Source organism: Niveibacterium sp. COAC-50 (assembly GCF_013184235.1).
In the GTDB taxonomy this organism is placed as follows: Bacteria; Pseudomonadota; Gammaproteobacteria; order Burkholderiales; family Rhodocyclaceae; genus Niveibacterium; species Niveibacterium microcysteis.
This window is the reverse complement of record NZ_JABCJM010000001.1, coordinates 437,051-460,314: the sequence shown is the minus strand read 5'-3', so window position 1 is coordinate 460,314 and position 23,264 is coordinate 437,051. Positions and strand designations below refer to the sequence as shown.

The 23,264-nt window shown below is 63.3% G+C and carries 23 protein-coding genes; 9 read left to right on the top strand and 14 right to left on the bottom strand.

The genetic code is table 11. From position 1 onward, the window contains the following. Positions 1–4: 4 nt before the first annotated feature. From bamB to ndk, 8 genes are all read right to left on the bottom strand, one after another. On the bottom strand, positions 5–1,147 hold the full coding sequence (bamB, locus tag HH302_RS02040; RefSeq protein ID WP_172197477.1) for an outer membrane protein assembly factor BamB: 1,143 nt from the start codon (positions 1,145–1,147) through the stop codon (positions 5–7). Next, complete coding sequence (locus tag HH302_RS02035; RefSeq protein WP_172197474.1) at positions 1,144–1,791, bottom strand: tetratricopeptide repeat protein; 648 nt, start codon at positions 1,789–1,791, stop codon at positions 1,144–1,146. The genes bamB and HH302_RS02035 overlap by 4 nt, the downstream gene beginning before the upstream one ends. Continuing rightward, on the bottom strand, positions 1,778–3,082 hold the full coding sequence (gene hisS, locus HH302_RS02030) for a histidine--tRNA ligase (protein WP_172197471.1): 1,305 nt from the start codon (positions 3,080–3,082) through the stop codon (positions 1,778–1,780). The genes HH302_RS02035 and hisS overlap by 14 nt, the downstream gene beginning before the upstream one ends. Before the next feature lie 37 nt (positions 3,083–3,119). Then, the gene (gene ispG / locus HH302_RS02025) at positions 3,120–4,370 is read right to left on the bottom strand and encodes a flavodoxin-dependent (E)-4-hydroxy-3-methylbut-2-enyl-diphosphate synthase (protein WP_172197468.1); all 1,251 of its coding nucleotides are present in this window, start codon (positions 4,368–4,370) and stop codon (positions 3,120–3,122) included. Between the two features lie 5 nt (positions 4,371–4,375). Further along, on the bottom strand, positions 4,376–5,326 hold the full coding sequence (locus HH302_RS02020; protein WP_172197465.1) for a RodZ domain-containing protein: 951 nt from the start codon (positions 5,324–5,326) through the stop codon (positions 4,376–4,378). Then, on the bottom strand, positions 5,323–6,117 hold the full coding sequence (pilW, locus tag HH302_RS02015) for a type IV pilus biogenesis/stability protein PilW (protein WP_371814546.1): 795 nt from the start codon (positions 6,115–6,117) through the stop codon (positions 5,323–5,325). Before pilW ends, HH302_RS02020 begins: the two co-directional genes overlap by 4 nt. A 2-nt stretch (positions 6,118–6,119) precedes the next feature. Further along, positions 6,120–7,232 carry a 23S rRNA (adenine(2503)-C(2))-methyltransferase RlmN gene (gene rlmN, locus HH302_RS02010; RefSeq protein WP_172197462.1) on the bottom strand — a complete coding sequence of 371 codons (1,113 nt, stop codon included), beginning with the start codon at positions 7,230–7,232 and terminating at the stop codon, positions 6,120–6,122. 86 nt (positions 7,233–7,318) lie between these two features. After that, a complete protein-coding gene (ndk, locus tag HH302_RS02005; protein WP_172197459.1) occupies positions 7,319–7,744 on the bottom strand; it encodes a nucleoside-diphosphate kinase in 426 nt (141 codons plus the stop codon). A gap of 201 nt (positions 7,745–7,945) precedes the next feature. On the opposite strand from ndk, the gene HH302_RS02000 reads away from it, so the two are divergent. Beyond that, on the top strand, positions 7,946–8,422 hold the full coding sequence (locus HH302_RS02000; protein ID WP_172197456.1) for a hypothetical protein: 477 nt from the start codon (positions 7,946–7,948) through the stop codon (positions 8,420–8,422). A gap of 65 nt (positions 8,423–8,487) precedes the next feature. Here HH302_RS02000 and HH302_RS01995 read toward each other — a convergent pair whose 3' ends face one another. The 3 genes from HH302_RS01995 to HH302_RS01985 all read right to left on the bottom strand — a co-directional run bounded on the left by HH302_RS01995 (position 8,488) and on the right by HH302_RS01985 (position 11,588). Beyond that, positions 8,488–9,774 (bottom strand): TRAP transporter large permease, encoded by a 1,287-nt coding sequence (locus HH302_RS01995; protein ID WP_172197453.1) that lies wholly within the window; start codon positions 9,772–9,774, stop codon positions 8,488–8,490. Then, positions 9,771–10,481 carry a TRAP transporter small permease gene (locus tag HH302_RS01990; protein WP_172197450.1) on the bottom strand — a complete coding sequence of 237 codons (711 nt, stop codon included), beginning with the start codon at positions 10,479–10,481 and terminating at the stop codon, positions 9,771–9,773. The genes HH302_RS01995 and HH302_RS01990 overlap by 4 nt, the downstream gene beginning before the upstream one ends. 96 nt (positions 10,482–10,577) lie before the next feature. Continuing rightward, positions 10,578–11,588 carry a TRAP transporter substrate-binding protein gene (locus HH302_RS01985; protein WP_172197447.1) on the bottom strand — a complete coding sequence of 337 codons (1,011 nt, stop codon included), beginning with the start codon at positions 11,586–11,588 and terminating at the stop codon, positions 10,578–10,580. Positions 11,589–11,848: 260 nt separating this feature from the next. Between HH302_RS01985 and HH302_RS01980 the strand changes: the two genes are divergently transcribed. The 4 genes from HH302_RS01980 to HH302_RS01965 all read left to right on the top strand — a co-directional run bounded on the left by HH302_RS01980 (position 11,849) and on the right by HH302_RS01965 (position 16,269). After that, complete coding sequence (locus tag HH302_RS01980) at positions 11,849–12,982, top strand: HPP family protein (RefSeq protein WP_172197444.1); 1,134 nt, start codon at positions 11,849–11,851, stop codon at positions 12,980–12,982. 61 nt (positions 12,983–13,043) lie between these two features. Continuing rightward, the gene (locus HH302_RS01975; protein WP_172197441.1) at positions 13,044–14,984 is read left to right on the top strand and encodes a sensor histidine kinase; all 1,941 of its coding nucleotides are present in this window, start codon (positions 13,044–13,046) and stop codon (positions 14,982–14,984) included. Between the two features lie 59 nt (positions 14,985–15,043). Further along, a complete protein-coding gene (locus HH302_RS01970; protein ID WP_172197438.1) occupies positions 15,044–15,652 on the top strand; it encodes a response regulator transcription factor in 609 nt (202 codons plus the stop codon). Next, positions 15,649–16,269 (top strand): zf-TFIIB domain-containing protein, encoded by a 621-nt coding sequence (locus HH302_RS01965; protein WP_172197435.1) that lies wholly within the window; start codon positions 15,649–15,651, stop codon positions 16,267–16,269. The genes HH302_RS01970 and HH302_RS01965 overlap by 4 nt, the downstream gene beginning before the upstream one ends. 14 nt (positions 16,270–16,283) lie before the next feature. On the opposite strand, the gene HH302_RS01960 is transcribed toward HH302_RS01965, so the two are convergent. The 3 genes from HH302_RS01960 to HH302_RS01950 all read right to left on the bottom strand — a co-directional run bounded on the left by HH302_RS01960 (position 16,284) and on the right by HH302_RS01950 (position 18,291). Continuing rightward, positions 16,284–16,892 (bottom strand): DUF2238 domain-containing protein, encoded by a 609-nt coding sequence (locus HH302_RS01960; protein ID WP_172197432.1) that lies wholly within the window; start codon positions 16,890–16,892, stop codon positions 16,284–16,286. A 2-nt stretch (positions 16,893–16,894) separates the two neighbouring features. Next, a complete protein-coding gene (locus HH302_RS01955; protein ID WP_172197429.1) occupies positions 16,895–17,536 on the bottom strand; it encodes a glutathione S-transferase family protein in 642 nt (213 codons plus the stop codon). A gap of 218 nt (positions 17,537–17,754) precedes the next feature. Beyond that, positions 17,755–18,291: a hypothetical protein gene (locus HH302_RS01950; RefSeq protein ID WP_172197426.1), complete on the bottom strand. Its 537-nt coding sequence runs from the start codon at positions 18,289–18,291 to the stop codon at positions 17,755–17,757. A gap of 580 nt (positions 18,292–18,871) precedes the next feature. Here HH302_RS01950 and HH302_RS01945 point away from each other — a divergent pair. The 4 genes from HH302_RS01945 (at position 18,872) to HH302_RS01930 (ending at position 23,248) form a co-directional block, all read left to right on the top strand. Beyond that, positions 18,872–19,348 (top strand): hypothetical protein, encoded by a 477-nt coding sequence (locus HH302_RS01945; RefSeq protein ID WP_172197423.1) that lies wholly within the window; start codon positions 18,872–18,874, stop codon positions 19,346–19,348. Positions 19,349–19,506: 158 nt separating this feature from the next. Further along, positions 19,507–20,058, top strand: a complete 552-nt coding sequence (locus HH302_RS01940) for a hypothetical protein (protein ID WP_216661738.1) — start codon at positions 19,507–19,509, stop codon at positions 20,056–20,058. Positions 20,059–20,162: 104 nt separating this feature from the next. After that, positions 20,163–20,729, top strand: coding sequence for a dCTP deaminase (gene dcd / locus HH302_RS01935; protein WP_172197420.1), 567 nt, complete (start codon positions 20,163–20,165; stop codon positions 20,727–20,729). 275 nt (positions 20,730–21,004) lie between these two features. Then, positions 21,005–23,248, top strand: a complete 2,244-nt coding sequence (locus HH302_RS01930) for an arginine/lysine/ornithine decarboxylase (RefSeq protein ID WP_172197417.1) — start codon at positions 21,005–21,007, stop codon at positions 23,246–23,248. Positions 23,249–23,264 lie beyond the last annotated feature (16 nt).

Below are 23,264 nucleotides of genomic sequence, written 5' to 3'. Positions count from 1 at the left end.
TACCTCAACGCACTTTCATGTACGACAGGATGCCGTCACGCGAGAGTGCAACAATGCCGCCATCGTGTTCGAGCAGCGGCGCATCCAGCGGCGAGTTGTCCGCACGCAGGCGGGCGGCGAAGTGACCGTCAGCCTTGTTGAGCAGATGTACCCAACCCTCGACATCACCTACGGCGACGTATCGATCAAATTCAAGCGGACGACCGACCTTGCGCAGCTTCAGGTCATCCTGCTTCCAGGCAGTGGCGCCGGTACCGCGATCAAGTGCGTGCACCGAGCCACGTTCGTCCGTCGCAAACACATTGTTGGCGTCCATGGCGATGCCTACTGGCGTCGAAATGTCACGCCCCCAGACGGCAACACCCTTGGTCACGTCAAAACAGGTGACGCGCCCCTGGAAGGCACCAGCACACAACGCACCGCCGCCGAGGAGCGGCGAACCCACAACGTCCGACAGACGTTCAAGCTCGGTCGTGCCACGCGGCTGGGCGACCGCACCTTCCCATGCCAGCTGACCGTTATTGGTCGTGATCGCTGCAACGCGGCCGCCCGAGAAGCCCGCGAAGAGGTAGTTCTCAACGCGGCGCATTTCGGAGAACGCCCGCAGCGACAAGGGCGGCGTGCTGCGCGTGTAGGTCCAGCGACGGCGGCCGTTCGCCACGTCCAGCGCCACAAGGCGCGAGTCGCCAACGCGCACGACCACCATGTCGTTCTCGACCTGCGGCGTGGCAGCAAGATCGCCACCGACGTCGACGGTCCATCGCTCCGCGCCGGTTGCAGCATCGAACGCTGCGACCATGCCGCGATGCGTGCCCACCACAACCAGCCCGCTCGACGCACCTACGCCAGCAACGATGTCTTCCTTGGTCCGGGCACGCCAGACCTGGCGCCCGTTCTCAATACGATAGACGTCGCCACCCTCGTTCGCGACAAAGACGGCATCGCCATTCGAGGCCGGCTGAATCAGGGCCTTGCCGGCAGCGCCGACACTGAAGCGCCACACCTGCTCCAAGCGCGCCGATGCCGTGAATGGCTTGAGCTCCGCCATCGGCTCGACGATTGTCTTGCTGAACCATGAGCTGACCGTGGAGCAACCGCTCAGCAGCGCCAGAGCGAGCGTGAGCGCAATCGGCGCGCGCAATTTCACTTGCCGCCTCCGAGCGCGTCGATCTTCAGCTCAAGAACCGACTTGAATGCCTGCGAACCCTGTTCGGAACCGAGCCCGTCGAGCGCCTCCTTGTAGGCCGTCAGGGCGTCAGCCGGCTTGCCTTGTGCAACCAGCACATCGCCACGCAAGTCCGCATAACGCACCGCAAATGCCTTGTTCGGCTTCACGGCGAGTTGCTTGAGCGCCGCGTCGTAGGCCTTCTCGTCCAGCAGCACGGCAGCCAGGCGCAGCCGCGCGAGATCGCGGGTCAGCGGGTCATTTCCCTTCTCGGCAGCCCATTCCAGCTTGGTCTTGGCGCTTGCACGATCACCGGCAGCCGCCTGGGCTTCCGCAGCGAGCAGCGCAGACAGATCGGCATAGGCGGTCGAGCCAAAACGTTCGGCGATGATGCCCGACGCTTCGCGGATCTTCTGTGCATCCTTGGCCTCAACGGCCTGCATCAGGCTTGCGTAGATCACGCTTGCTTCGCCCGATTGCTTGTTGCGGTAATACTCCCAGCCACGCCAGCCAACAACGGCCACGGCCAAGACCACGGCGCCGATCGTCAGCAAATTGCCCCACTTCTCCCACCAGGCCTTGAGCGTTGCAATCTGTTCCTGTTCTTCGAGGTCAAACGCTGCCATCTTCTTCTTCCACGTTGTAGAGCAGAGCGGCGAGGGTCTCGCCGAGTTGTGCAGCAGGCAGCCGGCGTTGCTCGCCGCCTTCCCGCAAAAGCTTGAAACTGGCCTCTTCGGCTGCCGCCTCGTCGTCACCAACGATGACCGCAACTGCCGCGCCGGACGCATCGGCCTTCTTCATCTGGTTCTTGAAGTTGCCGCCGCCACAATGCAACACGACCGCAAATCCATCCTCGCGAAGCTGTTCCGCCAGACGGAATGCAAAGCGCGAGGCGGCATCGCCTTGGTGTACCAGATATACATCGGGAACCGAGCGCGCGGCATCGCCCTGCGAGACCTCCCACAGCATCATCAGACGCTCGATCCCCATGCCAAAACCACAGGCCGGGGTCGGCTTTCCGCCAAGCTGTTCGACGAGGCCATCGTAGCGACCGCCGCCACACACGGTTGCCTGGGCACCGAGTTTATCGGTCACCCATTCGAACACGGTGCGGTTGTAGTAGTCCAGCCCGCGGACCAGACGCGGATTGATGCGAAAAGGAATCGCGGCCTCACGCAGCAGCGTCTGAACGCCTTCGAAGTGCGCCAGCGATTCGACGCCAAGGAATTCGGCGAGCTTCGGCGCGGCTTCGACGAGCGCCTGCATCGCCGGATTCTTGGTGTCAAGGATGCGCAGCGGATTCGAGTGCAGACGACGCTGAGCGTCTTCGTCCAGTTGATCGCGATGCGCCTCGAAATAGGCGATCAGGGCCTGGCGATGCGCTGCACGCTCGTCGCTGGAGCCAAGCGTGTTGAGCTCGAGCGTGATGTCCTCTTCAAGACCCAGATCGCGCCACAGCCGCGCGAGCATCACGATATGCTCAGCGTCGATGTCCGGACCTGTGTAGCCGAAGGCTTCCACACCAAACTGGTGGAACTGGCGCTGGCGCCCCTTCTGCGGCCGCTCGTGGCGGAACATCGGGCCGTTGTAATAGAGCCGCTGCGGACCTGACGAATTGATCAGGTTGTGCTCAAGCACGGCACGCACGCACGGTGCTGTGCCCTCGGGACGCAGTACCAGCGGATCGCCGTTGAGGCGATCTTCGAAGGCGTACATCTCCTTCTCAACGATGTCGGTGTGCTCACCGACGCCACGCACGAAGAGCGGTGTGAATTCAAGAATCGGCGTGCGGATCGGGCGATAGCCATAGCTACGCAGCCAGCCGCGCACGATCTCCTCGAACAGCTCCCAGCGTTCGGCGTCGTCGGGCAGGATGTCGTGCATGCCACGCACGCCCTGAATCAGTTTTTGTGCCATCAGCTACCTGTTCAATGTCTCGTCGGCGTCGGAACGCTCAGACGGTCTTTCTTGTGTATTTGCGCGCTACGTAGGCGTCGATCAGCCCAATGAACTCCTGGGCGATGTTATCGCCGCGCAGGGTCACGGTCTTTTCCCCATCCTCGAAGACCGGCGCAGCCGGGGTTTCACCGGTACCGGGCAGCGAGATCCCGATGTTCGCGTGCTTGCTTTCACCCGGCCCATTGACGACACACCCCATCACTGCAAGCGTGAGGTTCTCGACGCCGTCGTACTGGGTCTTCCATTCCGGCATCTTGTCGCGCACATAGCCCTGCACCGACTGCGCGAGTTCCTGGAAGAAGGTGCTGGTCGTGCGCCCGCAGCCGGGGCAGGCCGTCACCATCGGGGTGAAGGCACGCAAGCCCATGCTCTGCAGGATTTCTTGCGCAACGATCACTTCCTGCGTCCGGGCGCCGCCCGGTTCCGGCGTCAGCGAGACGCGGATCGTGTCGCCGATACCTTCCTGTAGCAGCACACCCAGCGCCGCGGTGGAGGCAACGATGCCCTTGCTGCCCATGCCGGCCTCGGTCAGACCAAGGTGCAGCGGATAGTCGCAGCGCGCAGCCAGCATGCGGTAGACGGCGATCAAATCCTGCACGCTTGACACCTTGGCGGACAGGATGATTCGGTTGCCGGCCATGCCAAACTCTTCAGCCTTGGCGGCGGACTCCAGCGCCGAGGTGACGAGCGCCTCGCGCATCACCGCCTGCGCATCCATCGGTTCGGCACGGCTGGCGTTCTCGTCCATGATGCGCGCGAGCACCGACTGGTCGAGACTGCCCCAGTTCACGCCGATGCGGACCGGCTTGTCATACTTGCAGGCCAGCTCGATGATCGCCGCAAACTGTGGATCGCGCTTCTGACCGGAGCCGACGTTGCCCGGATTGATGCGGTACTTGTCCAGCACCTCCGCGCACTCGGGGTAGGCCGTCAGCAGGCGATGGCCGTTGTAGTGGAAGTCACCGACCAGCGGCACATCAACGTTCATCTTCAGCAGCTGCTCGCGAATCTTCGGCACTGCCGCCGCCGACTCTTCGTTATTCACCGTGATGCGCACGATCTCGGAGCCAGCCCGCGCGAGTTGCGCGATCTGGATTGCCGTCGCGATGTGGTCTGCCGTGTCGGTGTTGGTCATCGACTGCACGACGATCGGCGCATCCGACCCAACGCGGACACGCCCGATGCGAACTTCACGGGTACGGTGGCGAGCGGCCGGCTTTCCGCCGAATGGATCGAGAACAGGCATCAGCATCACTTCACGGAAAGGCGCGCCACACTCACCTTGGTGTAGGGCGCGAGATCGACCGGGCGGCCGTTGTATTCGACTTTGACGTTCGGCGCGTTGCCAATCACCAGCGCAAACGGTGCCGTGCCCTGCACCGTCTGTGTCGAACCGGCTTTGCTAAGGCGCGAGAACACCACGCTGCCGGAGGCATCACGCACCTCGACCCATGCGTCCTGCGCGAACGAAAAATTCAAACCGCCCTGCGCTGCACCAACCGGCGCCGACTGCTGCGCAAGTGGCGTAGGCGCCGATTGCGGAGCTTGCGACGCGGCAGGTTTGGCGACGGCAACGGGTGACGATTGCGCCACCGAGGCCGTAGCCGGCTGGGATTGGGCGGCAACCGGCTCGGACGCGCTCGCGGCAGGCTCGACCTGCGCGGTGACAACGGCCGTCTCTTCGGTGTGCGGCGGGAAGATCGGCTCGGACGCCGCGACGGCCGCAGACTGGCTCACCCCACGCTCAACACCCGGAGTGGCCCCACGGCCAAACCAATTGAAGCTCGACCACACCAGCCCCAGCACGACAATCGCGCCCACCACCATGACGGCTGGCAACGGGGAGGCCGACCGATAGCCCGACGGCCGGCGCGGTACGGAGCCTTCGGCATTCGACTCTGGCGCGAGCTTCAGATCCTCGCCACGTGCGGGCTGCTCCATGCGTTCAAGCAGCGGTGCAGGATCCAGACCGAGATAACGCGCGTAGTTGCGGACAAAGCCGCGCGCAAAGGCACTGCCCGGCAACTGATCGAAAGCCTCGCTCTCGATCGCTTCGATCTGGCGAGGGGTCAGCTTCAGCGTGGAAGCGACTTCGGCGATACCAAGATTGCGAGCCTCACGTGCCTGCTTCAGGGCAACGCCCGACGCAGCAACGCCGGGGGCATTCGCGTAGCTGTGTGATTCCATCGACGTAGCGCTCAATCAAAGCGCTCCTGCAAATAGTCCTGATATTCCTGCGAGCTGGTAAAGCGGCGGCGCAGCTGGGCGGTGTAAGCGGCTTCGGCCTCCCGGTTGCCCAGCTTCCGCTCAACACGCAAGCCCAACCAGACTGAGGCCGCGGTTGGCTCGCCAACACGGTTCAGATCGGCCACAAGGTCGCGCGCCTTCTGCATCTCGCCTTTGCGGTATGCGATGTTCGCAAGGTTGTAGAGCGCGGTTGCGTTATTCGGGTCGAGCGCCAAGGCGCGAGCGAACTGCCCGCGGGCCGCATCCTCGTTCTTGAGCTTCAGGTAACACAGGCCCGAATTGGTATAAGGGCGGGTCGGGTTTTCGTAATACGGGTTCTGGGCTGCCTTCGCGAGCAACTCAAGACCGCGCTGCTCCTGTCCACCGTTGCACAGGAACCAGCCGTAGCTGTTGTTGATTTCGGGGTCACCTGGCGCTAGCGACAAGGCGCGTTCGAACTCCGACTGTGCGGCTTTCTGCTCGTCGAGATACATGTGCACCAGCGCCTGCAGGTGATGCGCAGCGGCGTAACTCGGGTCCTCCTGGACCGCAATCCGCGCCTCCTCCATCGCAACCCCTAGGCGGCCCGCCTTGATGTACTCATTGCCCAACTCGACGTGGGCCCGCGAGCGTTTTCGCGCCTCGGTGGCGACCGGCTGATCGGTCGAGGGTCGGTCAGCAACGCCGGCTCCGCCTTGCGACGAAGGGGTACTGCAGGCGGATACTGCCGCCGCAGTCGCGAGCACAAGCATGAGCGAACGAGCCACGATCAAGATCTGACCTCCGTAAGCGAAATGGTGCGCCGCGTAGTGCGGCGCGTTTTATCGATGACCTGCCCGGCGAGCTGACCGCAGGCGGCATCGACGTCGTCGCCGCGGGTCTTGCGGGTGGTCGTCACGATTCCGGCATCGATCAGAATCTGGGCAAAACGCTTGATCCGAGGTGCCGGTGAGCGTTCGTAGCCCGAATTCGGGAACGGATTGAACGGAATCAGATTGAATTTGCACGGCACATCGCGCGTGAGTGCGATGAGCTGCCGGGCATGCTCGTCCTGGTCATTGACCCCGTCGAGCATGACGTATTCGAAGGTAATGAAGTCACGCGGCGCGCGCTCGAGATAGCGCCGGCAAGCCGCCATGAGTTCCACCAGGGGGTACTTCTTGTTGATCGGTACGAGCACGTCGCGCAGCGCGTCGTTGGGCGCGTGCAGCGACACGGCGAGTGCCACCGGGCAGGCGTCGCGGAGGCGATCCATCGCCGGCACGATGCCCGAAGTCGACACCGTAACGCGACGGCGCGAAAGGCCGTAGGCGTGATCGTCGAGCATCAGGTTCAGCGCCGACACCACGTTGTCGAAGTTCGCCAGCGGCTCGCCCATGCCCATCATCACGACGTTGCTGATGATGCGTTCGCCGTCCGGGTCCGCACCCAGCAGGCGGTTCGCCATCCACAGCTGGCCGATGATCTCGGCGGCCGTCAGGTTGCGGTTGAAGCCCTGCTTGCCGGTCGAACAGAACGAGCAGTCCAGCGCGCAGCCGGCCTGCGAGGAAATGCACAGCGTGCCCCGCGTCGTTTCCGGAATAAACACGCTCTCGACCGCGTTGGCGTTGCCCACATCGAACAACCACTTGCGCGTGCCATCGGTGGAGATGCTGTCGCGGATCGGATTGGGCGGCACGATGCAGGCCGAGCCCTGCAGTTTGGCGCGCAGGCTCTTGGCGACATCGGTCATCGCCTCGAAATCGGTCTCCCCGAAGCGGTGAATCCAGCGCAGCACCTGGCGCGCGCGAAACGGCTTCTCGCCCTGCGCGGCGAACCAGTCTGTCATCGCCTGCGCATCGAAATCGAGCAGGTTGACGCGGTTTTCTTGTGCTGTCGTCATGTTTGTCTCCGGGGGCAGAGACCGTTCAGACCGCCAGCGGGGGTTCAAATTCCCGCTGGCGAATCCGTAGGATCGCTACGCCTCGCTCAGCGGGAGTAGACGTTCATGCCCGGGAAGAAGAACGCCACTTCAACGGCGGCGGTTTCCGGGGCATCCGAACCGTGCACGGCGTTGGCGTCGATCGACTCGGCGAAGTCGGCGCGGATCGTGCCCGGCGCAGCCTTCTTCGGGTCGGTGGCACCCATCAGCTCGCGGTTCTTCGCGATCGCGTTCTCGCCTTCAAGCGCCTGGATCATCACCGGGCCGGAGGTCATGAACTTGACCAGATCCTTGAAAAAGGGACGCTCTTTGTGCACTGCGTAGAACTGGCCGGCTTCCTGCTCGGACAGATGCACCAGCTTGGCGGCAACGATCTTCAGACCCGCGTCTTCAAAACGCTGATAGATTTTGCCGATCACGTTCTTCGCGACGGCGTCCGGTTTGATGATCGATAGGGTGCGTTCGATAGCCATGTTCAAACTCCACGATTGTTGGGTGCAAAAAAGCTAACTTTTGATTATATCAGGGAAAATTTGCTGGACCTCAGCCATCTTGTGCCAAAACGAAACGGCGCCAGAGGCTGTCAATTAGGCACATTTTCTGGCGCACGCTCGATAGTCTGGCGGCACCTCAAACGCCTAAACTCGCGGTTTTCCCAGCCTAAAGGACGCATGATGAAGCACCTTCTAGCCGCCCTCATCTGTTCCACCGCCCTGCTCGCCCCGATTGCCGAGGCCGCCACGCCGGCCGCGCCGGATCCGGCAGCAGTCCAGGCGCTGCGCGATCAGATCCGCACAGACAAGAAGAAGCTGGTCGCTGACAACATGCTGCTGACGGCAGCTGAGGCAGACAAATTCTGGCCGCTCTATGACCAGTACGAGAAGGCAGGCACGACGATCCGCCAACGGCTGACGCTCGCGATGATCGACTTCATCGCTGTGGATGCGAAGCTCACCAACGCCAACGCCAAGCGTCTGATCGGCGAAATCAACGGCGCCGAGCGTGACCTGATCAAGCTCCGCGTGACCTACTTCGACAAGATGTCGAAGGTGATTCCGGCCGCCAAGGCAGCACGTTTCATGCAGATCGAAGCGAAGATCGACGCGTTGCTGCGCTTTGATCAGGCGGCAACGATCCCGCTCGCGCAATAACCCGCACCGCAGCGACAAAGAAAACGGGCGCCGCTGGCGCCCGTTTTTGCTTCAACCGCAGCAGGCTACTGGAGCATGCCCAGCATGCGCGGGAACCACAGCGACAGCGTCGGCACATAGGTCACCAGACCAAGGAAGACCAGCATCGTCAGCAGCCAGGGCCAAACCGCCACCGTCAGCTCGGTAATGCCCATCTTCGTGATGCCAGAGGCCACGTACATGTTGAGCCCCACCGGTGGATGGCACATGCCGACCTCCATGTTCACGGTGATCAGGATGCCGAAGTGCACCGGATGGATGCCCAGCTTGGCCGCCACCGGAAACAGGATCGGCGCCATGATCAGCACGATCGACGAGGGTTCCATCACGTTCCCGGCCACCAGCAGCAGCACATTCACCGCGAGCAGGAAGGCAATCGGGCCCAGGCCTTGAGCCAACAGCCAATCGGCGAGCTGCTGCGGAATGTTCTCGTTGGTCATGATGAAGGAGAACAGCACCGCGTTCGTGATGATGTAGAGCAGCATCGCGCTCATGTTCGCCGAGTCGAGCAGCACCTTGCGCACGCCGGCAAGCGGCATGTCCTTGTAAACAAAGACCGCGACGATGAAGGCATACACCGCGCTCATCGCGGCCGCCTCGGTTGGCGTGAAGATGCCGGTGTAGATGCCGCCCATCACGACGATGATCAGGAAAAGCCCCCACATCGACTCGCGAAACGCCTTGAACCGCTCGGGCCAGCTTGCCTTGGCCTGCCGCGGGTAGCCGAACTTGCGCGCACGGTACCAGGTGGTAAAGCCGAGGAAACCCGCCAGCATCAGGCCCGGCACCACGCCCGCCATGAACAGCGCGCCGACCGAGGTGTTGGTCGCGACCGAGTACATCACCATCACGATGGACGGCGGGATCAGGATGCCCAGCGCGCCCGAGGTGGTGATCACACCTGCGCCAAAGCGCTTCGGAAAGCCAGCCTTGACCATGGCCGGCAGCAGGATCGACCCGATCGCCACGACCGTCGCCGGCGACGAGCCAGACACCGCGGCGAACAGCGCGCAGGCCATCACGCCCGCAAGCCCAAGGCCGCCGTGCCAGTGGCCGACCATCGAGGTGGCGAAATTGATCATCCGCCGCGCGACGCCACCGTGCGTGAGGAAGTTGCCGGCCAGGATGAAGAACGGAATCGCCATGATTTCGAACTTCTCGATGCCGGTGAAGAGCTTCAGTGCAACCGATTCGATCGGCACCGTGGTCATCGTGAAGAGAAAGGTCAGCACCGTCAGGCCGAGCGAGATCGAGATCGGCATGCCGGTAAGCATCAAGGCCAGCAGCAGGCCGAAGATGATGAGCGCGCTCATTGCTTGCCCTCCTCGTCGTCGCGTTGGTGGGCCGCCTTGAAACGGCGCGAGCCGCCGTAGCCATGGGCGATGTCCTCCCCTTCCGCAAAAGCTTCGCCAACCGACGGCAGCTTCTCGTCGGGCTCATCCTCCAGCCCATCGACGTGACCGTGATCGTGGTGCGGCAACTCGCCGGTCTTCACGAAGGCCCACGCTACCTGCAGAAAGCGGAAACACATCAGGCCGGAGCCAAGCGGGATCGCCGAGTAGACGATCCAGGTCGGCCACTCGAGGTCTGGCGTGGTCGGCCCTTCAAAGGTGTCACCGGGAATGCCCAGCTTGGTGAACAACGCGTGATGGAAACCGTTCTCCCACACGAAGCGCGCCCCCAGCGTGGCAACGATGCCGGTGAAGAAAGCACCGGCGCACAGACCGAAGAGCACGAACTTCGCGCGCTTCCGATCATCGAGTCGGTTGATCAGCACATCCACGCCAACATGGATGCCGGTGCGCACACCATAGGCGGCGCCAAACTTGGCCATCCAGACGAACATGATGATGCACAGCTCCTGTGCCCAGGAAAGGTTGATCGACAGCAGCCAGTCCTGCAGGCCGGGAATGGCAAAGCCGGACAGGTAGCGATGCAGCACGGCGACAAAGATGATCACCGTGGCCGCGCCCATCAGGGTCGCGATCAACCATTCCTCGATGTGATCGAGGATCTTCATTGGATGTCTCCGGATAAGAATCGGCCAGATACGGCCGGGCGGGCAGCGGGCGCGCGGCAGTCCCCCCGAACCGCCACGCGCCACCCCGAAACGGGTTTAGGGCTTGGCCGGGTTGAACCCGGTCTCCTTGTAGATCGCCTTGATCAGCTCGGCGCCGACACGCGACTCCTGCTCCTTATGCACCGCGAGCAGCACCCTCTTCAGTTCGGCCTTCTCTGCGGGCGACAGGGCAACGACTTGCGTCTTGCCTGACTTCTTCACGGCCTCCATGGCATCGTTGTTCTCTTTCTGCGCCACCGCGTCGGCATAGCGCGTGGCTTGCACCATCGCGTCCTCCAGCTGGGCGCGGATGTCGGCCGGCAAACCTTCCCAGAACTTCTTGTTCACGATCACCGCGTAGCCGAGGTAGCCGTGGCCGCTTTGGGTCACGAACTTCTGCACCTCATGCATCTTCTGGGTGTAGAAGTTGGAGGGCGGGTTCTCGGTGCCGTCCACGACGCCGGTCTGCAGCGCCTGGTAGACCTCGGAGAACGCGATGACCTGTGGATTGGCGCCGAGCGCCCGCATCTCCGAGTCGAGCACCTTGGACGACTGGATCCGCATCTTGAGACCCTTGAAGTCCGCCGGCGTCTTCAGTGGCTTGTTCGCCGAAAAGTCCTTGAAACCGTTGTCCCAGTAGGCCAGACCGACGATGCCCTTGGGCTCCAGACGCTTGAGCAGATCCTTGCCGATCGGGCCGTTGGTTACGCGATGGAGCTGGTCGTAGCTATCGAAGAGGTACGGCAGGTCGAAGACTTCGAATTCCTTGACACCCAGCGGCCCAAACTTGGCCAGCGACGGCGCGAGCATCTGGACGGCACCCAGTTGCAGCGCCTCCATCTCTTCCTTGTCCTTGTAGAGCTGGCTGTTGGGATAGACCTCGACCTTGACCCGCCCACCAGTCTTGGCCGCGGCGAGCTGGGCAAAACGTTCGGCGGCCTCGCCCTTGGGCGTGTTGCGTGCCACGACATGGCTGAACTTGATCACGATCTGCTGCTGCGCGGCCGCGGGCAGCGACCAGGCTGCAAGCGCGACCAGCAGGGATGCAGCAAGTGTTCGACGTTGCATGGTGGTGTCTCCTCGGGCGATTACGATTAGTCGGCGCTGCACCGCAGATCGAGCTGCGGATAATGGAGTTTTAGGGCGACGCGGCCCATCGGGCCATTGTGGAGTTCCACAACCAAGCACGCGCGGACCGCCGCCAGCCGCTGCGCTACCATGCGCCTCCCGCGCCCCCAACGCCCCCAACGCCCCCAACGCCCCCAACGCCCCCAACGCCCAGACCGATGCGATTCCGCAACCACCGATTCCTGCAAGCGCTCAGGGCCATGATCCCGGCCCCGCTCACGGCCAACTCGACCGAGCGGCTGCGCGCCTGCGCCGGTGCCTTGCTGGGCATTCTGCTGACCGGCCTGATTACCCACGCGGTACTGGGGAAGGCCAGCGAACTGCCGCTGCTGATTGCGCCAATGGGTGCGTCCGCCGTGCTGCTGTTCGGCGTGCCGTCGAGCCCGCTTGCCCAACCCTGGTCGATCATTGGCGGCAATCTGGTCGCCGCGCTGATCGGCGTCTCAAGCTGGAAGGTCTTTCACGATCCGCTGATGTCCGGCGCCTTCGCGGTATCCATCGCGATCGGTGCGATGTTTGTCCTGCGTTGCCTGCATCCACCCAGTGGCGCCGTCGCGCTGACCGCCGTTCTGGGCGGCCCGGCAGTCCATGCACTGGGCTTCGGCTTCGCGCTTGCCCCGGTTCTGCTCAACTCAGCCGCGCTGCTGGCCGTGGCACTCGCGTTCAACAACCTCTCCGGCCGGCCGTATCCGCATCGGCATCCGCCAACGAGGGGCGCGGACGCCCCACCGGAGCGACTGGGCTTCGTCGCAGCGGATCTCGACGCAGTGCTGCGCGAGTACAACCAGGTGCTGGATATTGACCGCGACGACCTGCAGTCGATGTTCCAGCAGGCCGAGGCACACGCTTACCGGCGCCGCATGGGGGAAATCACGATTGGCGACATCATGACGCGCAACGTGATCTCGGCCGAGTTCGGCACCGAACTGGAGGACGCCTGGTCCTTGATGCGGCAACATCGGATCAAGGCGCTGCCCGTGGTTGATCGGGCGCGTCGCGTCACGGGCATCGTCACGCAAGTGGATTTCATGAAGCAGCTCGATCTCGATGTGTACCCGAGCTTCGACAAACGCCTCAAGGCGCTGATCCGCCGCACCGCGAGCATGACATCGGACAAGCCCGAGGTCGTCGGCCAACTGATGAGCAGCCCGGTACAAACGGCACATCCGGAGATGCACCTCGTCACGCTTGTGCCTTTGCTCTCGGGCGGCGGGCACAGCCACATCCCGGTGGTTGATGACGAACGCCGGCTCGTCGGCATCGTCACGCAGAGCGACATGGTGGCCGCGCTCTACCAGGGGCGGCTCGCCGAGCCGCCGGCACGCGAGGCTTGAGGCGATGCCGCGGCACGCTTCGCCCAGCTCGCGGCATCGCAGCTAGAGTATCGGCGTGAGCATGCCGACCGCCCCCTCCCACCACACCAGCGACTGGTATTGGCGCCTGCCCGCGCTGGCCTTGATCGCCCTGGTGGCGGGCATCGCCGGCTTCGTCGCGCTCACGCTGCGGCAGGATCGTGACGAGCAACGCGCGACGCTCGTCTCCGACGTGCTGTGGATCGAGCAGAACCTGCGCTTCCAGCTCGAGCGTAACGAAGGCGTGCTGCGCCAACTGGCGCCGGACTTGTTCATATCGCAGACGCCCGGCGAGCAGACCATCGCGCGGCTGCGGCAGCTCACCGGTGGCGACAGCGGCGTGGTGCGCGTGCTGTGGGTGGATGCGCGGCTGTCGGCACGCGGCGCCTGGCCGCCCGAATTGCGGCCCGAGGACCCTGAGCTGGTGCAGGAGGCGGCCGACATGTCGCGCGCCTTCGGCCGCGCCGGCTACGCCTACCTGCCCGGCCCACCGAGCGAACCGAGTTTTGCCGTGGCCACCCCGTGGCACGATGGCCATAGCCTCGTCGGCTACGTTGTCGCGGTCTACAGCTTCCAGCAGATGCTCTCGACGCAGGTGCCGTGGTGGTTCTCTGAACGCTACCGGCTTTCGATCCTGGATCAGCGCGGCGCCGTCGTCGCAGCCAAATCGCAAGTCGCCCCGCTCGCCGGGGAGCTGAGTTACGAAGTCCCCTTCGATCCGCCCGGGCACGGGCTCGCACTGAAGGTTGAAGGCTACCGAAGCGGCACCCGCCTGGTGCCGCTGGCCTTCGCCGGCGCGGTGATCGTCTTCGCCGCAGCCACCGTATGGAGCCTCTGGATGTTGCGCCGGCACATGCGGCGGCGGCAGCTTGCCGAGCAGGCGCTGCGACGCGAAATGGCGGTGCGACAGGCGATGGAAGATTCGCTGCTGACCGGTCTGCGCGCGCGCGACCTCAGTGGCCGCATCACCTACGTGAACCCGGCGTTCTGCCGCATGTTTGGCTGGAGCGCGGAAGAACTGGTCGGCATGGCCCCGCCGATGCCGTATTGGCTACCCGATGAATTCGACCGCACCCGCGCGGTGCATGACAGCATCCTCGCGGGCGACGCCCCCTCGCAAGGCGTGGAACTGCGCTTCCGGCGCAAGAACGGCGAGAAGTTCGATGTGCTGATCTACGAAGCGCCGCTGATCGATGCCGACGGCAAGCACACCGGCTGGATGGGCTCGGTGCTCGACATCACCGAGCGGCGTCGCGCCGAAGAGCTGACCCGCCAGCAGCAGGAGAAGCTGCAATCGAATGCCCGCCTCGTCACGATGGGCGAAATGGCCTCATCGCTGGCACACGAGCTAAACCAGCCGCTGGCCGCGATCACCAGCTACGCCACCGGCGCGCTCAACGCACTGCGCACCGGCAGCCTGCCGCAGAGCGAGATCGAAGCGGCGATCGAAAAGCTCGCACAGCAAGCGACGCGCGCAGGTCAGATCATCCGGCGGGTGCACGACTTCGTGCGCAAGCGCGAGTCGAACTTCCGCCCAGCAGTGATCAACGCCGCCGTGAAGGAGGCCTTCGAGCTGGTGCAATCGGAAGCGCGCCGCCGCGCCGTGCGCCTGATCGCGGAGTTGTCGCCCGACTTGCCGCCGGTGCATGCCGATACGGTGATGCTCGAGCAGGTTCTGGTTAACCTGATCCGCAACGGCTTCGACGCGATGCGCGACACCCCGCCAGGCCGCCGGGTGCTGACCGTGCGCACGGCGCTGGTTGAAGGCTGGGTGCGCGTATCCGTTGCGGACCACGGCAGCGGCATCGCGCCCGAAGTCGGCGAACGCCTCTTCGAAGCCCTGTTCACCACGAAGGCGGAAGGCATGGGGATGGGGCTTAACATCTGCCGCTCGATCGCCGAACTGCACCACGGGCGGCTGTGGTTTGAAGCCAACCCGGAAGGCGGCACCCTGTTTCACCTGACCCTGCCGATCAAGGTCTAGGATGCGCCGCCGCACCACACCCAACCTGCTTGCCTGTTCTCGGGCCGCCGGAGACTGACATGGAACCCTTGGTTCACATCGTTGATGACGACGAAGCAATCCGCGACGCGCTGGCCTGGCTGCTCAAGAGCCGCCGCCTGGCATGCCGCACCTGGTCGAGTGGCGAAGACTTCCTCGCGTCGCTGGACGCGTCGATGCGCGGCTGCGTCGTGCTCGACGTGCGCCTTGGCGGTATGAGCGGGCCGGAATGCTTCGAGCAGATGCTCGAACGCGGCGTGACGCTGCCGGTGCTCTTTCTCACCGGGCACGCCGATGTGCCGATGGCGGTGCAGCTACTGCGTCGCGGCGCCTGGCATTTCATGGAAAAACCGTGCAACGACAACGAGCTGGTGGACCTCGTCCAGGAAGCGCTTGCCTTTGATGCCCGCAACCGCGCCGACCAAGGTTCGCGTGCCAACATCGAAGCACGCCTGGCCGCGCTCACGCCGCGCGAGCAGGAAGTGATGAACCGCATTCTCGAAGGCAAGCTCAACAAGCAGATCGCCGATACGCTGGATATTTCGATGCGCACAGTGGAAGTCCATCGTGCGCGGATCTTTGACAAGATGGGCGTCCGCTCGGCGGTCGAACTGTCGCAACTGCTGAGCCCGCTGCGCAAACCGACATGAACCTGGTTGCACCCTGCCCCAACTGCGCGAGCGCAATGGCGCGCATCTCGCTTGCCGCACATTACGGCGCCGTCGTCGAGATCGATCATTGCGCAGCCTGCCGCCTGCTTTGGTTTGACCAGATGGAAACCGCCAACCTCGCACGCGACGGCTTGCTGGAACTCTTCCGCCTGATCGCCGCGGCCGAGCCGTCGACCGAGCTGCCACTTGGCGAGCGCCTGCAGTGCCCGCGCTGCACCGGCCCGCTGGATCGCATCCACAACATGAGCCGCTACGGCCGCATGATCCACTACCGATGCCGCAAGGCAGACGGACACGCGGTGACGCATGCGCAGTTCCTCGCCGAGAAAGGCCTGCTGCGCGATGTAACTGAGGCCGACCTCGCGCAGCGCAACCGCCTGATGGCGCTCTCATGCCGGCAATGCGGCGCACCGTTGCACGCGCTGAACGACTGCAATTGTCCGTACTGCGGTGCACCGGTCGTGATGCTGGACATCGAGCGTGCCGTGGAAAGTCTTGCCGGCCACGACCGCGAGCGACAAGACTTCGAGGCCCGCCAGGCCGCCGACCACGACGCCGCGCTCGAACGCCTGATCGCCGCGCTCAACGACCGTTGACGGCAGTCTGCCGGCTAAGCGAGACGCGCGATCTGCGCGTCGTGCAGGCGGCGCAGAATCAGCAGGCCCACCGCGGCGCCGATGCCGGCCATGAACATGTCCGATTGCGTATCCCACGGGTCGCCTTGGGTGCCGAGAAACGCGTCAGCCCCCTGCCCCAAGGCCAGCGCAGTCCACCATTCGATCAGTTCATACCAGGCGCTGATCGCCTCGGCCACGCACAGCGACAGGAAGGCCGCCATCCCGCGGTGCGTGACGTAGCCTTTGCGCAGCAGGATCTCGCGCGCCAGCAACGCCGGCACCAGACCCTGCATGAAGTGACCCAGCTTGTCGTAGGGATTGCGCGACAGCCCGAACCAGTCCTTCACCCAGAAGCCCGCCGGCACCTCGGCATAGGTCCAGGTGCCGCCCACGATCAACACCAGCGCATGCAGCGCGATCAGCACATACAGCAGGGTCGTCAGCGGAAAACGCTCGCGCGTGGCCCAGAGCAGCGGCAAGGCAATCATGGCCGGAAGGGTTTCGAGCAGCCAGGTCGGGTAGTCGTGCGGGCGGATCGCCGACGCCACAAAGGCCACAAGCACACCGAGGTAGAGCGCCGCGACGCCGCGGTTGCCGGACATGTTCAGGCCCATGGTTGCGGCAAGGCCTCTTGCTCGAAGGTGCGGACAACCGCGGGCCGCGCCAGCATTCTTGCGATGAAGGGCCCAAGGTGCGGCAGGCTGCGTGCGGGCCGCGCAAAGCCGCGAGTCCAGCGGCACAGCATCAACGCGAAGAAATCCGCCGCCGAAATGCGATCGCCCAGCAACCAGTCGCCGCCGTGGCGCGCAAATTCGGCATCGAGCAGATTCAGTTGTTCGCCGATCCGCGCTTCGGCGTGCGCTTGGACCTGCGCCACCGCGTCCGGCGCGTCGGCCCAGCGCTCCGGGTAGTAGTAGATCATCAGCGTGGCCTGCAGGGTGTTGGTCAGCCAGCTCATCCACTTGTAGAAGTGCGCGCGCTGCGCGGTACCCAGCGCCGGCGCAAGGCCCGCACCCGGGTGGGTATCGACCAGATGCAGGCAGATCGCGGCGGTCTCGTACAGCACCAGATCGCCATCCACCAGCACGGGGATCAATCCGTTCGGGTTGAGCTTCAGATACTCGGGCGACTTGTGGGCGCCGTGCTCGCGATCAACCAGGCGCAACGTATACGGCAGGCCCATCTCTTCCAGCAGCATGTGCGGCGCCAGGCTCGCGTTGCTCGGGTAGTAGTGCAGTTCAATCATGAAACATCCTCTTCAGCGGGCGCTCCAGTTTGGTTAGGCCGACGACGAGCGTACGCGACTTTCCCAGGTTAACGGGGATAAGCGCCTAAAAGGCTCTCGCAACACTTGCGGTATCGAGAGGCCCGCCCCGCAGCCTCCCCGCGCACTTTTTGCGGGCAGTTAAGCCGTTGCGGACAATTTGGGAAGGCGTTCGACGCCCCGGGCCCCGCTGTTGCGCTCTACTGCGTGCATTTCATCAGATCGTCTGTTCCCGCCGCAATTTTGTCGCTCGATCGATCAAGGTATTCTTTCGAAGTGTCGGACGCACTTTGGCTCCTTGGATACTTCACGAACATCTCAAAAGCGAAGATGGCGTCGTCCATTCCTGCCGACATCTGACGTGTAGCACTGTTGATGCAATCGTTGCCAATGACCTGCCCCATTTCGCGCCGAATCGCCTGCATTCGGTCGACTGGGCCGGTCACCTTGGAGCGCGTCGTTATTTTCGCGAGCCCGACTGCGTCGTCCCACTTTGCCAAGATCGAGAACACTTTGTCCTTCTGCTCAGACAGCCTGGCAATTGACGCCGCACGCCGTGCCACCTCTTTCCGCTCCAACTCCTCGCGCTTCGCCAACTCAGTTCGCTTCTGTGCGGCCCTGTGGCGTTGTAACCCAGACGCAATAACCACAAGCACCGCAATAACGAGCAGCACAGCGACAAGCGATATGCCGACCTGACGGGAGCGGGAATCAAGAGAATTAAATCGGATCTTCATGTCAGCCATACGTTGGGAATGATGAGCGTCTGGGAAAGGATTCGCCCGTAGTCGGTTATCACCTTGGCAGGCCGGGCGAATGCCACATATTGTTTAGCGGCCAGGGCAGTCTCCTAATTTACCGTGGAGTTCAAATCCATCGAGACGACGATTGGCCGGTCACAGGCAATTTGCCGCAGGCACGCTCACTCGGTTGTGTGTGAAAGATCACCGTTCCAACCTATCGCCTTTGCGCGAAGAAGAGCGGTCAAGCTGCTCCGTACTGAATGACAAGGCGACTCAAACCCAGCAACGATTGGGCGTCGCTGTACGCCCGGGGTTTTGCGGCCGATACGGTCACCAAGCGCAGGCATAGGAGCAGGTCCGGCGTTGCATACGACAGTTAGTGGCGTGTCGTTCGCCGCGCACAGTGTCAGTCTGAGCCCATTCATCCAGAGGGTGAACGGGGGGCATAGACTCCCCCAGCGTCGCCTCCAAGATCGTGGCAAACTGGACCGAGCAGTTCTACGGCCTCGAACCAAGGATGCGGCGCGTCGCTGCATCACTCAGGACAACAAGCGTGAGGTGAATCATGCGGGGAATGTCTCGTTGCATCGCTGCGGTGTTGGTCGTGCTCTTATCCTCCGCTGGTGTCGCTCAGGCCCAATGGGTGTTTGTCGCAAGAAAGGCCGTCGGCGTGGTTCGCCAAATGGCGGGCGAGGCCGAAAACGGACAAGGTACCGGGTACGACTCGGCGACGGTGATGCTTAACGCACGCGCAGAGAACGTTTATCGGAAAGCGGTCGAGCTTGCCAAAGCAAGCAAGGAGTTTCATCTCACGCGGCAGACCGACAGTACGCTGACGCTCGAGATATCCGACGGGAAGCGCATCGCCGGAATACAGGTCACCCCGATTGAGGAACGCCTGAGCCAACTGCTGATCGTCTCCAACACTACGCCGTCACAGGAGTCTGGCAGTTCGACCGCCGTCAAGGCCGTGCTGCGAATCTGCCAAGAAATGGCGATCGAGTGCAGTGCTGCGGCGCAGCCCCAAAGCGCTGCAGGCGGAAGGAAGTAACGGACGCCCCGGAGTCGAGAAGGCGGGCGCAGCGCGCACACGACAGATCTCACGGTCGCAATGGCCGTGTCGTGCTAGCGTTCGGCGCTTTCCGCCCGGGCCGACATCGCATTGGCGCGGGCTCTCCCAACACAGTCAGATTCGATTGGGTTCCCTCAATGAAACGCATCGTCTCCACCGTATTCGCAGTTGTCCTGGCAACTCCTACATTCGCCGCTGACCGCGTCGTGCTGCTCGCACCGGTGACCTATACGCAGGATTCAAGCATCGTCCAGAAGGTGAAGGACGAGTGCCGCCCAGAAGAACAGGTCGCCCGTGCGATGAGCTCGGCGCTGAACAAGAAATACGGCGGCGGCAGCCCGATCAGTTCGGAAACCGAGGCCAACGGTGCGCAGGTGATGCGCATGCAGGTCTCGCATGTGTTGGGGGTTGGCGGCGGCGGCTGGAGCGGCCCGAAGGCGATCACGGTGCAGGTCGAGTTGCTTGAGAACGGCAAGGTCGTGCGCAAGACGCGCGCCAATCGCTGGTCCACCGGTGGCATGTGGGGCGGCTTCAAGGGCACCTGCTCGATCTTGGATCGCTGCGCAGTGGCGCTCGCTAAAGACCTTTCCCGCTGGGCAGGCGACCCGAGCTACAAGATCGAAGACGAAGCAGCCCCCAAAGACGCCGCACCTGAAGACAAGGCCGCGGCCGAAAAGACCAGCCTGTAAGCGCCTACCAGTGCGGAAAGCCGGCGCTTTGCCGGCCTCCGCATTACGAAATCGAGGCGGACAGGTAGAATGGGCGGTTTAAATTTTCGCTGGAAGCTCGAACCGTGAGCATCAAATCCGATAAGTGGATCCGCCGCATGGCGGAACAGCACGGCATGATCGAGCCGTTTGCGCCCGAACTGGTGCGTTCGGTCAATGGCAACAAGATTGTCTCGTACGGCACCTCGAGCTACGGCTACGACGTGCGCGTGGCCAACGAATTCAAGGTGTTCACGAACATCAACTCGACGATCGTTGACCCCAAGGCCTTCGACGACAAGACCTTCGTGGACTTCACCGGCGACTACTGCATCATCCCGCCGAACTCGTTCGCCCTGGCCCGCACGGTGGAGTACTTCCGCATTCCGCGCTCGGTGCTGACGGTGTGCCTGGGCAAGAGTACCTACGCGCGCTGCGGCATCATCGTGAACGTGACCCCGCTCGAGCCCGAGTGGGAAGGCCATGTGACGCTGGAGTTCTCGAACACCACGCCGCTGCCGGCGAAGATTTACGCCAACGAGGGCGTGGCGCAGATGCTGTTCTTCGAGTCCGACGAGATCTGCGAAACCTCGTACAAGGATCGCGGCGGCAAGTACCTGGGCCAGACCGGTGTGACGCTGCCGAAGATCTGAACCCGCGCTTGCGCACCCAGACGGCCCTGCAGATTTGCAGGGCCGTTTGTTTTGGATCAGAGGCCGCACGGATGGCGCCCTGCTGGCGAACACCGCAAGCACTTGATCGAAAAGCCTTTTTCACAAGGCCACGACACAGTTTTCCGCATCCGCGACACAAGCTGTGCCAAGCCACTTCCCCTGCAGCCTGACACTGTTATCATTCGCGCCTTTCCGACGGGGGGTGCCACCGCACCGGCCCCGTTTTTCTCTTTTGGCTTCGCGGAGAATCCGCCATGCGTTTCGATTTCCCGATCATCATCATCGACGAGGACTTCCGTTCGGAAAACGCCTCGGGCCTCGGTATCCGTGCATTGGCGGAGGCGATCGAGAAAGAAGGCATGGAAGTGCTGGGCGTCACCAGTTACGGCGACCTGACCTCCTTCGCACAGCAGCAGAGCCGCGGGTCGGGCTTCATCCTGTCGGTGGATGACGAGGAGCTGACGTCGGACGAGGCTGAAGAGACGATCGGCGAACTGCGTGCCTTCGTACAGGAAATCCGCTTCCGCAACCCGGATATCCCGATCTTCCTGCACGGCGAAACGCGCACCAGCCGCCACATCCCGAATGATGTGCTGCGCGAGCTGCACGGCTTCATCCATATGTTCGAGGACACGCCGGAATTCATCGCGCGCTACGTCGTGCGCGAGGCCCGCGCCTACCTCGACAGCCTGCCGCCGCCCTTCTTCCGTGCGCTGGTGCACTACGCGGCGGACGGTTCGTATTCCTGGCACTGCCCGGGACACTCAGGCGGCGTTGCCTTCCTGAAGAGCCCGGTCGGCCGGATGTTCCACCAGTTCTTCGGTGAGAACATGCTGCGCGCCGACGTCTGCAATGCGGTCGATGAGCTGGGCCAGCTGCTCGACCACACCGGCCCGGTCGCGGCGTCGGAACGTAACGCCGCGCGCATCTTCAATTCCGACCACCTGTTCTTCGTCACCAACGGCACGTCCACCTCGAACAAGATCGTGTGGAACTCGACCGTGGCGCCGGGCGACATCGTGGTAGTGGACCGCAACTGCCACAAGTCAATCCTGCACTCGATCATCATGACCGGCGCGATTCCGGTCTTCCTGATGCCGACGCGCAACCACTTCGGCATCATCGGCCCGATCCCGAAGAGCGAATTCAGCTGGGAGAACATCCAGAAGAAGATCGCGAAGAACCCGTTCATCACCGACAAGAACGCCAAGCCGCGGGTGCTGACGATCACGCAGAGCACCTACGACGGCGTGCTCTACAACGTCGAGGAGATCAAGCAGGAGCTCGACGGCAAGATCGACACCCTGCACTTCGACGAAGCCTGGCTGCCACACGCCGCCTTCCACGACTTCTACGGCGACTACCACGCGATCGGCGCCGATCGCCCGCGCTGCAAGGAGTCGATGATGTTCTCGACGCAAAGCACGCACAAACTGCTCGCTGGGCTGTCGCAGGCTTCGCAGATCCTGGTGCAGAACTCGGAGAACCGTCAGCTCGATCTGGCGAGCTTCAACGAGGCCTACCTGATGCATACCTCCACCTCGCCGCAGTACGCAATCATCGCCTCGTGCGACGTGGCGGCCGCGATGATGGAACCGCCGGGCGGCACCGCGCTGGTCGAAGAATCAATCGCCGAAGCGCTCGACTTCCGCCGTGCCATGCGCAAGGTCGACGAAGAATGGGGCGCGGATTGGTGGTTCAAGGTCTGGGGCCCGGACTACCTCGCCGACGACGGCATGGCCCTGCGCGAGGACTGGATGCTGCGTGCCGAAGACCACTGGCACGGCTTCGGCAAGCTGGCCGAAGGCTTCAACATGCTGGACCCGATCAAGGCGACGATCATCACGCCGGGGCTGGATGTTGAAGGCCACTTCTCGGACTGGGGCATCCCCGCGAGCATCCTCACGCGCTACCTGTCCGAGCACGGCATCATCGTCGAGAAGACCGGTCTCTACTCGTTCTTCATCATGTTCACCATCGGCATCACCAAGGGCCGCTGGAACACCATGGTGACCGAGCTGCAGCAGTTCAAGGACGCTTACGACAGCAACCAGCCGCTCTGGCGCGTGATGCCGGAATTCATCGCCAAGCAGCCACGCTACGAGAAGATCGGCCTGAAGGATCTCTGCCAGCAGATCCACGATTTCTACGCCGCGAAGGACGTCGCGCGCCTGACGACCGAGATGTACCTCTCGGACATGGAGCCGGCGATGCGCCCGACCGACGCCTGGTCGAAGATGGCCCACCGCGAGATCGAGCGCGTGTCGATCGATGAACTCGAAGGCCGCATCACCGCGATGCTGGTGACACCCTACCCGCCGGGCATCCCGCTGCTGATTCCGGGCGAGCGCTTCAACGCCACGATCTGCAACTACCTGAAGTTCGTGCGCGAGTTCAACGAACGCTTCCCCGGCTTCGAGACCGACGTGCACGGCCTCGTCAGCGAAGTGGTGGACGGCAAGAAGAAGTATTACGTGGACTGCGTACGCCAGGGTTGAGCAGCCCCACCGTGCC